The organism is Shimia sp., from assembly GCF_039969785.1.
Taxonomy (GTDB): Bacteria; Pseudomonadota; Alphaproteobacteria; order Rhodobacterales; family Rhodobacteraceae; genus Shimia.
Map to the genome: position 1 here is coordinate 1 of NZ_JBDVNC010000002.1, position 8,981 is coordinate 8,981.

Annotated in this window: 8 protein-coding genes and 1 pseudogene; 8 read left to right on the forward strand and 1 reads right to left on the reverse strand. The window is 54.7% G+C overall.

What is annotated here, in order from left to right:
- Nucleotides 1–130: 130 nt before the first annotated feature.
- Nucleotides 131–1,153, reverse strand: a complete 1,023-nt coding sequence (locus ABJI08_RS00095; protein WP_348399790.1) for a LacI family DNA-binding transcriptional regulator — start codon at nucleotides 1,151–1,153, stop codon at nucleotides 131–133.
- A 225-nt stretch (nucleotides 1,154–1,378) separates the two neighbouring features.
- Here ABJI08_RS00095 and ABJI08_RS00100 point away from each other — a divergent pair, with 225 nt between their 5' ends.
- The 8 genes and pseudogenes from ABJI08_RS00100 to ABJI08_RS00135 form a co-directional block, all read left to right on the forward strand.
- The gene (locus ABJI08_RS00100; RefSeq protein ID WP_348399791.1) at nucleotides 1,379–2,713 is read left to right on the forward strand and encodes an extracellular solute-binding protein; all 1,335 of its coding nucleotides are present in this window, start codon (nucleotides 1,379–1,381) and stop codon (nucleotides 2,711–2,713) included.
- A 132-nt stretch (nucleotides 2,714–2,845) separates the two neighbouring features.
- On the forward strand, nucleotides 2,846–3,793 hold the full coding sequence (locus ABJI08_RS00105) for a sugar ABC transporter permease (RefSeq protein WP_108891932.1): 948 nt from the start codon (nucleotides 2,846–2,848) through the stop codon (nucleotides 3,791–3,793).
- On the forward strand, nucleotides 3,790–4,728 hold the full coding sequence (locus tag ABJI08_RS00110) for a carbohydrate ABC transporter permease (protein ID WP_348399792.1): 939 nt from the start codon (nucleotides 3,790–3,792) through the stop codon (nucleotides 4,726–4,728). Before ABJI08_RS00105 ends, ABJI08_RS00110 begins: the two co-directional genes overlap by 4 nt.
- Nucleotides 4,725–4,913: a hypothetical protein gene (locus ABJI08_RS00115; RefSeq protein WP_348399793.1), complete on the forward strand. Its 189-nt coding sequence runs from the start codon at nucleotides 4,725–4,727 to the stop codon at nucleotides 4,911–4,913. Before ABJI08_RS00110 ends, ABJI08_RS00115 begins: the two co-directional genes overlap by 4 nt.
- A 5-nt stretch (nucleotides 4,914–4,918) precedes the next feature.
- Nucleotides 4,919–6,016: an ABC transporter ATP-binding protein gene (locus tag ABJI08_RS00120; RefSeq protein ID WP_348399794.1), complete on the forward strand. Its 1,098-nt coding sequence runs from the start codon at nucleotides 4,919–4,921 to the stop codon at nucleotides 6,014–6,016.
- Nucleotides 6,009–7,004, forward strand: a complete 996-nt coding sequence (locus ABJI08_RS00125) for an ABC transporter ATP-binding protein (RefSeq protein ID WP_348399795.1) — start codon at nucleotides 6,009–6,011, stop codon at nucleotides 7,002–7,004. Before ABJI08_RS00120 ends, ABJI08_RS00125 begins: the two co-directional genes overlap by 8 nt.
- Before the next feature lie 12 nt (nucleotides 7,005–7,016).
- Nucleotides 7,017–8,636 carry a dihydroxyacetone kinase subunit DhaK gene (locus tag ABJI08_RS00130; protein ID WP_348399796.1) on the forward strand — a complete coding sequence of 540 codons (1,620 nt, stop codon included), beginning with the start codon at nucleotides 7,017–7,019 and terminating at the stop codon, nucleotides 8,634–8,636.
- A 66-nt stretch (nucleotides 8,637–8,702) separates the two neighbouring features.
- Nucleotides 8,703–8,981 (forward strand): annotated as a pseudogene (locus ABJI08_RS00135) (IS6 family transposase); the annotation flags it as partial.

Below are 8,981 nucleotides of genomic sequence, written 5' to 3' on the forward strand. Positions count from 1 at the left end.
AAGATGCCATTTCAAGCTGAACCGCACCGCTGCTCTCGCTGAGTGGCGTGGTCTTTGCGCGGCATAAGGGGCAGCGATGCTGGCCTAGTAGAGACTGGTTCGAATTTGTCTGACACCACCTCATTTGTGTCTAAAGATTGGTTTTCAAAAGAACCTCAACCCTGATCCGCTCTTGAGGCACATGCGTTGTTCGCCCATCACTTATGGCCTTTAGTTTTCGGATTGCACTGCGCACAAGGTGGCCTGCGTCTTGGGAAATGACAGCGTCAAGGGTGCCGGACTTCAGCGCCTCTTCTGTGAACGCTGTGCGTTCATGTGCCACTGTTGTGATGCGTTGCATCTGCGGATCGGCGGCAAGAATGGATGCTGGAACGCGCGCTTCAGAGGACAGAATGTAGATGCCGCGCAGGTCGGGATTGTTCTGGATGGTATTTGAAATAATCAGCTCAGCGCGGTCCTTGTCACCATAGGTTTCCAGCGAAGGTAACCCGCTGAGTTCTGGAAAGTGGGCGTTAATTTCGGCGTCAAAGCCAAGCCTGCGCTCAAGACTGTCACGCGACTGCATGCTTTCGGAAACGACCATAATGCTACCGGCACCTTGCCTGTTGAAACGCCCAAGCAACATGGCGGCTGTGGCCCCTGCGGCATGGTTGTTCATCCCGACCCAATGTTGGTTCGCCATTGATTGACCAGATATAAACGGCAAAGAGGCGACGCCGCGTTCTTGTAGGCGATAAATTGCGTCGCGGGCCTGTGGCGTTTCCGGCGCCATAATCGCCACCCCACTGATGTCTGGAGCGTTCAGCTTGCCAAGAAACGCGGCGATTTTGTGCGGGTCATTTTCATCGATGTGCTGAACGTCGCAGACGATTGGATCAGACATAAAGGAGGGGCCGGCTTCGTTGATCTGATGGATGATCTCTTCGAGAAACTGATCCCCAGAGCGGGGCAGCGCAAAGACAAATCGATAATGTTTGGAACGCGCCAAGTTCGCGGCCTGAATGTTGCGCTCAAACCCAAGCTCGTCGACGGCCTTATTTACACGATCGACTGTTTTCTGGTGCACCCCTTCGCGTCCGTTCAAGACCCGATCGACGGTCGCACGGCTAACGCCTGCCGCTTTTGCCAAATCTTTTGTTGTGGGGCGCGGCATTGGACTCTCGATGGTTAGGGGTGGAATTTTTGTTAGCATAACAGGCCTTTGGGTTGCTGCAATACGGCGTCATAGCGGTTTTTTAGTCGGTATGTCTGGCAAGTTCTAGATCAATTTGAGGCACGTGTCTCAAAAAGTTCTTGCAATGATGCACGTGCCTCAAATACACCTTTGACCATAACGAGTCGAGGCGAGGACGCCGGACTCACCATGGGAGGACTATTTATGACCAAACGTTTTCTGACGACTGCGGCAGCGGGCGCGATGATCGCAGCCGGGCTGACGACCCCCGCTACAGCTGACAATCACGCAACCGATTTGACCCTGTGTTGGGCTGCATGGGATCCGGCCAACGCACTGGTTGAACTCAGCCGCGATTTCGAAGAGCAGTCCGGACACACGATGAATTTTGAATTCGTGCCTTGGACCAGCTTTGCCGACCGTATGCTGAACGAGCTCAACTCGGGCGGTCAGCTTTGCGATCTGATGATCGGTGACAGCCAGTGGATCGGTGGCGGTGCCGAAAACGGTCACTATGTGAAGCTGAATGATTTCTTTGACGCCAATAGCATCGATATGGGTGATTTCATTCCGGCGACCGTCACAGGTTACGCTGAATGGCCCAAGAACACGCCAAACTACTATGCGCTGCCTGCTTTTGGCGATGTGGTTGGCTGGACCTACCGCAAAGATTGGTTTGAGCGCCCCGAACTAAAAGCGGAATTTATGGACAAATATGGTCGTGAATTGGGTGTTCCAAATTCGTTGGAAGAGCTCACTGACATCGCGCAATTTTTCCAAGGTCGCGACATCGACGGTACGGCCGTATATGGTGCCGCGATTTACACCGAGCGTGGGTCCGAAGGCATCACCATGGGCGTAACAAACTGGCTCTACAATTACGGTTTTGAATATGAAAACCCAGAGCTGCCTTATTCAGTTGACGGCTTTGTAAACTCACCAGGCGCTGTTGCGGGTCTTGAGGCTTACCGGGAACTCTATGAGACAGGCACTCCTCCGGGCGCATCAAACTGGTATATGGGCGAAAACATCGATGCTTACCGATCCGGCCAAGTTGCGATGCAGATGAACTTTGCCTTTATCTGGCCTGGCGTAGAGGCAGACGAAAACGTCGGCGGCGGAAAATCCGGATATTTCCCCAACCCTGCTGGCCCTTCGGGTCAGTTTGCCCAGCTGGGCGGGCAGGGGATCTCGGTTGTGGCCTACTCGGAAAAGCAGGACGCGGCACTGGAATACATCCAATGGTTCGCTCAGCCTGAAGTACAGTCTCGTTGGTGGGAACTGGGTGGCTATTCGGCACTGTCAGCCGTGGTCGAAGATCCGGGCTTTGCCAGCAGCCAACCTTATGCGCAGACATTTCTGGACAGCATGGCCATCGTGAAAGACTTCTGGGCAGAGCCTGCGTATGCGGACCTTCTGATCCCGATGCAGGAACGGATGCACAACTATATCGTCGCCGGTGATGGCACAGCGCAAGAGGCGCTGGACGGTTTGGTTCGTGACTGGACAGAAGTTTTTGAAGACGAAGGCAAGCTGTAAAAGCTCCTCCCTGTCGGATCCGTCCTTTCTAAGGATCTGATAATCTCTAGCCGGTCAATGATCGGCTAGAGTCTTATTTTCATATTATCGAATTCAGGCAGCGCTTTGTGCCAGCCTTGAAGGAAACACGACATGACATCCTCTCCTATTCAAAAGGCGGCCCAAGTTACGCCAGACGGGGTTGCCAGAAAGATACGTGGCCTGTCAGATCGCACAATTGCGTGGATCTTTGTGGCCCCTACAATCTTTCTGTTGCTCGCGGTCAATATCTTTCCGCTTATCTGGACGATCCGACTAAGCTTTACTAATTTTCGAGTCAATCGCCCCAACAATGCTGTCGAATGGGTTGGGCTGCGCAACTATGAACGCATTCTCAATGATCCCGATATCTGGAACACGATGCAGGCGACCGCGCATTTCCTTTTGTGGACGATCGCACTGCAGGTCATCATTGGTTTCTTTCTGGCCTTCCTGATCAATAAAAAGTTCAAGGGCAACGATATGTGGACGACGATCATCGTCTTCCCAATGATGTTGTCGCCAGCGGTTGTCGGTAATTTCTGGACGTTTCTCTACCAGCCACAGATCGGCCTTTTCAATTACGTGATCGCGTTTTTCACAGGGGTAGATCCGGCCAGTTTCTCGATGATCGGGGATGTGCATCTTGCCCCTTGGGCAATTATTATTGCGGATACGTGGATGTGGACGCCCTTTGTCATGTTGATCTGTTTGGCGGGTCTGCGGTCCATTCCAGACAGCATCTATGAAGCCGCCGAATGTGACCGTGCCAGCAAATGGCGACAGTTTTGGACAATCACCATTCCCATGGCTTTGCCTTTCCTGATGCTGGCTGTCCTATTCCGCGGAATCGAGAACTTCAAGATGTTCGACTTGGTTGTGCAACTGACAGGCGGTGGTCCGGGAAACACCACGACGCTGACCTCGATCGACCTAAAGCGCGAGGCGTTTGAAAAGTGGCGCACCGGATATTCCTCTGCTTACGCCGTCATCCTCTTTGTCACCGTGTTCGGCCTAGCTTCGATCTACGTGAAGGCACTCAATAAGGTAAAAGAAAGATGAGCTTTTCCGTCACAGAACCGACCAAGGGTACCAAGTGGTTTGCTGGTCTACTGGTCATCACCTACGCGATTATCACGCTGGTTCCTCTGCTTTGGATCATTGCGACAGGGTTCAAATCCCCTACAGATTCAATTGCCTATCCACCTGTCGTGTTGTTTGAGCCGACGCTTGAAGGTTATGTAAACCTTTTCACCGACCGCACGCGCGCCACTGACGACATGCTGGAAGCTGCGGGCCCACCTGAGACGTGGTACGACGAAATCGCCCGTTCGCGGGGTACGATTATTTCCGGCCCCTCCCGCTATGGGGAACGCTTTTTGAATTCCGTCATCATCGGATTTGGATCGACATTCCTGTGTATGGTGCTGGGCACCGCGGCGGCCTATGCATTCAGCCGGTTCCGTGTGCCGTTGAAGGACGATCTGTTGTTCTTCATCCTATCCACGCGGATGATGCCGCCAATTGCTGTCGCCATCCCGATCTTTCTTATGTTCCGAAATCTGGGGCTGAATGACACCCACCTTGGGATGATCCTGCTCTATACGGCGGTGAACCTGTCCCTGTCAGTCTGGCTGCTAAAAGGGTTCATTGATGAAATCCCGATGGAATACGAAGAAGCAGCGCTGATTGACGGCTACACACGGTTTCAGGCCTTCTACAAAGTCGTGCTGCCTCAGGCGGCCACCGGCATCGCATCCACGGCAATCTTCTGTCTGATCTTTGCGTGGAACGAGTACGCCTTTGCTGTTTTGTTGACATCCGGCACCGCACAAACCGCGCCGCCCTTCATCCCCAACATCATCGGTGTGAACGGCAAAGACTGGCCCGCCGTGGCCGCAGGCGCCACGATCTTCCTTGTTCCCGTGATGGTGTTCACCGTGCTTCTGCGCAAACACCTGCTGCGCGGCATAACCTTCGGAGCTGTTCGCAAATGACCGACTTTATTTCAGGCTTGCTGCGGCTGCGACGCGGCGCATGGGAGATGCTGGCGTCGATCCTCATTGCTTTGGGTGTCATCATGTTGATGCAGCCCTTCGCCATCGGGCTCTACAGCTATTCCTTTATCGTAACCCTTGTCGGCACGGTGATGTTCATCATCGTCAGCCATTTCCCGGAGTAGCGCACATGGCACAGATACGGATTGAAAACGTGCGTAAGGATTTTGGCAACTTTAATGCGGTGAAATCCTCGACATTCACGATCGAAGACGGCGAGTTTTTTATGCTCCTTGGGCCGTCGGGCTGTGGCAAGACAACGACATTGCGGATGATGGCAGGGTTAGAGCTGCCGACAAGTGGCGAGATCTACATCGACGGCGAAGAGGTGGGGATGAAACCCGCCAGCCAACGCGACATCGCGTTCGTGTTCCAGATGTTTGCGCTCTATCCGCATATGAATGTGGGCAAAAACATCAGCTACCCTCTCCTCAGCCAAGGCATGCCCAAGGCTGACGTCAAAAAGAAAGTTGGCGAGATTGCCGATATCCTTGGCATCTCCGACATTTTGGATCGCCCTGTTGGCGGGTTGTCCGGTGGCGATCGGCAGCGGGTCGCGTTGGGCCGTGCGATTGTGCGCGATCCCAAGGCCTTCTTTATGGATGAACCTCTTGGCGCGCTCGATGCTGAATTCCGCGAGCACATGTCTGAGGAATTGCGCGCACTACATGACCGGATGAACGCCACAACGGTTTACGTCACCCACGATCAGCTTGAGGCAATGCAAATGGGCGACAAAATCGTGGTGATGAACCACGGCGTTGTCGAACAGTTTGGTGTGCCACAGGACATCTACGACTGGCCAGCCACCAAGTTTGTGGCCCAGTTTATCGGCTCTCCTTCGATGAATTTTCTCGATTTCGATGGGATGATCGGGACCGGTGGATCGCAAGTGCAACTGGGCGATGTCACGTTTGAAGTGCCACAAAGCCGCGAAGGCACAAACGGGCGGCTGAGTTTCGGCATCCGTCCAGAGTATGTCGCGCTCGACGATACTGCCCCCTACCGCGGTCGGGTCCGCGCTACGGAATATCTGGGAACAACGCAAGTTGTGACGCTAGAAACGGCAAACGGGGACGTCAAGGCACGGCTGCCATCTGCCGACAAGGTCACCGTTGGCGAGACAACCGGATTACGGTTCGATCCGCGCACGATCACCCTGTTCGATGCAGACACTGACCAAGCGCTGCGCAGCGCGGCCAATGAAAAGGTGCTGACCAATGGCTGAAGTTACATTGACAAATATCTCAAAATCATACGGGCAGGATGTCGCATTGGATGATGTGACGATGACGGTTCCGGACGGATCGTTTGTGGTGCTTCTGGGGCCAACAGGGGCTGGCAAAACCACGACGTTACGGATGGTGTCTGGCCTCGACAAACCCGATACTGGTTCTGTCAAAATCGCTGGGCGCGACATGGCAAACCTGACGCCCGCGCAGCGCGAAATTGCAATGGTTTTTCAGCAATATTCGCTCTACCCGCACCTGACGGTACGCCAGAACCTCGAATTTCCCCTGAAATCGCCGGTACTGCGCACGCCGCAGCCCGCAATTGACCAAAAAGTGGGTGAGGTGGCGGAGGTTTTGCAGATCAGCCACAAACTGGATAACAAAGCCACGGCCCTCTCCGGTGGCGAAATGCAGCGGGTGTCTATTGGGCGGGCGCTGGTGCGTCAGCCATCGGTATATCTAATGGACGAACCGCTCAGTTCTCTGGATGCCAAGCTGCGGTCTGATTTGCGGATCGAGTTGAAAGGCATTCAGGCCAATTCAGGCGCGACATTGCTTTATGTTACGCACGACCAGATTGAGGCGATGACCATGGCGACCCACGTGGGCGTTCTGGACCACGGGAAACTGGTACAATTTGGCACCCCGCGCGAGATCTACGAAAACCCGGTCAGCGTCTATACCGCCAGCCGCCTTGGGCAGCCACGTATCAACGTGCTCCCTGCGGATGTTTTTGGGGGTGCGCCGAATTCTGCTGTCTCTATCGGTTTGCGACCCGAGCATATTGTGCAGGGCGAAGGAGAAGACAGCATGGTGGTCCGTGTTGAACATCTGGGCGACCAAACGCGACTTCATCTGGCATTTAAAAACCATGAACTGATCACAGTGACGGACGCACATTCAACGTTGAACCAAGGCGATATCGTCAAGATCCGTCCGCACAATCCATACTACTTTGACGCCGCTGGCGCGCGAGTGGCCTGAAGGAGAATATCAATGAACCATTTTATCAATGAAAAAGCAGATATGGTCACCGAGGCTATCGACGGTACCATCGCGGCCTCACGTGGAAATCTAACGCGGCTGGACGGGTATCCGCATATCCGCGTCGTCACTCGCGCCGATTGGGACAAATCCAAAGTCGCGCTGGTGTCTGGTGGCGGATCAGGCCATGAGCCAGCGCATGCGGGATTTGTTGGCAAGGGAATGCTGACGGCAGCAGTGTGCGGAGATGTCTTTGCCTCGCCTTCAGTCGATGCGGTGTTGGCGGGTATTCTGGGTGTCACGGGTCCCGCCGGTTGCTTGCTGATCGTTAAAAACTACACGGGTGATCGGCTGAATTTCGGCCTTGCTGCAGAACGCGCGCGGGCTTTTGGGCGCAAGGTGTCCATGGTGATCGTAGATGACGATGTGGCCTTGCCGGATTTGCCTCAGGCGCGCGGTGTCGCGGGTGCGTTGTTTGTGCATAAGATCGCAGGCGCTATGGCGGAAAACGGTGCCAATCTTGAAGCCTGCACGATTGCAGCCGAACGCGTCATCAAGTCCACACGTTCGATTGGGATGTCGCTGGATACATGCTCTGTACCGGGCTCGTTGAAAGAAGATCGAATTCCGCTGGGCATGGCCGAGCTTGGTCTCGGCATTCATGGCGAAGCAGGAGTCGAACAAGTCGCCTCTGCGGGTGCAGCGGATGCCATAGAAAAAATGGTCGAACGACTGGGCGCAGAAATGCCAAAGACGCCCCATGTCGCGCTGATCAACAACCTTGGTGGTGCGTCGTGCCTTGAAATGGCGATCCTGACGAATGCCCTGACGAAATCGGACATCGGACCTCAAATTCGGCTGGTGGTCGGGCCAAGTGCCTTGATGACGGCGCTGGACATGCATGGGTTCTCAATCTCGGTGATGGAGCTTGCCAACAGCGACGAAACCCTGCTGGCGCAAGACGTTCAGGTCGCGGCCTGGCCCGGGTGCGGGCCGATCATAGAACCCACCGTGGTCCCGTTACCCGACGGGCTGTCCCCGATACGGGTGCCCGCATCCGCGCATGAGGCGACAAAGGCCTTTTTGGCGTCATGCTGCAATATCCTAATCGAGTCTGAGGCCGATTTGAACTTGCTTGATGCCAAATCCGGTGACGGAGATACAGGATCAACGCTGGCAACCGCATCGCGCGCCTTGATTGACGCAATGGACTCATTGCCACTTGCCGATCACACCCAGCTTTATCGCGCCATCGGCCTGGAACTCAGCCAAACAATGGGGGGATCATCCGGTGTTCTTTTGGCGATCTTCTTTGCCGCGGCGGGGGATGCGTCCTCTTCGGGGCTGCCAATGCGGGAAGCTCTGCTGGCAGGCCTCAACCGTATGCGCGAAATCGGCGGTGCAAACCTCGGTGATCGCACAATGGTCGATGCACTGATGCCCGCATTGGAAGAACTAAGTGCTGGTATTTCTCAGGCCGCAGTTGCCGCGCGCAAAGGGGCCAATTACACAGCCACAATCACCTCTGCTAAGGCCGGACGCGCCAGCTACATAAACGCAGAACAGCTGGACGGCCACATCGACCCCGGAGCCGAAGCTGTCGCGCGTCTCTTTGAGCATTTGGCCCGATAATCAGATGCAGGCGTTGTCAGACAAAACCAACTTGGGACGGATAAAGCGGTTTCGTAGCGTGCCGCCATGACCAAACGTTCTCCTTTTCGCTACTTCAAAACCAGCCCTGAGATTATCCGCCTTGCGGAGATGATGTATGTGCGTTATCCACTTTCGTTGCGCAATGTGGAAGACCTGCTGCACGAACGCGGTATCGAGATCCGCCACGAAACGGTCCGTTTCTGGTGGAACCGGTTCGGCCCATTGTTTGCGGCTGAAATCCGCAGGAAACGGGTTCAGCAACTTCGAGCTCATTCGAATTGGCAATGGCATCTGGACGAAGTGTTCGTAAAAATCAACGGAGAA

Excerpts from the sequence above, each read along its gene's own strand:
- ABJI08_RS00095 (WP_348399790.1), bottom strand. The coding sequence starts at position 1,153 with ATGCCGCGCCCCACAACAAAAGATTTGGCAAAAGCGGCAGGCGTTAGC.
- ABJI08_RS00100 (WP_348399791.1), top strand. The coding sequence starts at position 1,379 with ATGACCAAACGTTTTCTGACGACTGCGGCAGCGGGCGCGATGATCGCA.
- ABJI08_RS00105 (WP_108891932.1), top strand. The coding sequence starts at position 2,846 with ATGACATCCTCTCCTATTCAAAAGGCGGCCCAAGTTACGCCAGACGGG.
- ABJI08_RS00110 (WP_348399792.1), top strand. The coding sequence starts at position 3,790 with ATGAGCTTTTCCGTCACAGAACCGACCAAGGGTACCAAGTGGTTTGCT.
- ABJI08_RS00115 (WP_348399793.1), top strand. The coding sequence starts at position 4,725 with ATGACCGACTTTATTTCAGGCTTGCTGCGGCTGCGACGCGGCGCATGG.
- ABJI08_RS00120 (WP_348399794.1), top strand. The coding sequence starts at position 4,919 with ATGGCACAGATACGGATTGAAAACGTGCGTAAGGATTTTGGCAACTTT.
- ABJI08_RS00125 (WP_348399795.1), top strand. The coding sequence starts at position 6,009 with ATGGCTGAAGTTACATTGACAAATATCTCAAAATCATACGGGCAGGAT.
- ABJI08_RS00130 (WP_348399796.1), top strand. The coding sequence starts at position 7,017 with ATGAACCATTTTATCAATGAAAAAGCAGATATGGTCACCGAGGCTATC.